Annotated in this window: 1 tRNA gene; it reads right to left on the bottom strand. The window is 46.4% G+C overall.

Annotated elements, in window-relative coordinates:
• Positions 1 to 82 precede the first annotated feature (82 nt).
• A tRNA-Ile gene (locus FC36_RS03695) sits at positions 83 to 156 on the bottom strand.
• Between the last annotated feature and the right edge of the window lie 64 nt (positions 157 to 220).

Below are 220 nucleotides of genomic sequence, written 5' to 3'. Positions count from 1 at the left end.
CCGCTGACCTCCTGCTTGCAAAGCAGGCGCTCTCCCAGCTGAGCTAAGGCCCCATAAAAGATATGAAATATCTTTATTTGAATGGGCCTAAATGGACTCGAACCATCGACCTCACGCTTATCAGGCGTGCGCTCTAACCAGCTGAGCTATAGGCCCATTTTATCTTGAGAGTAAATCTCTCAAAACTAAACAAAGTTTCTAACAACCGTGTAGGTTTCCG

Source organism: Ligilactobacillus equi DSM 15833 = JCM 10991 (genome assembly GCF_001435735.1).
Lineage (GTDB): Bacteria > Bacillota > Bacilli > Lactobacillales > Lactobacillaceae > Ligilactobacillus > Ligilactobacillus equi.
Note: the sequence above shows the minus strand (reverse complement) of the source record. Positions and strands in the feature narration are given on the sequence as shown.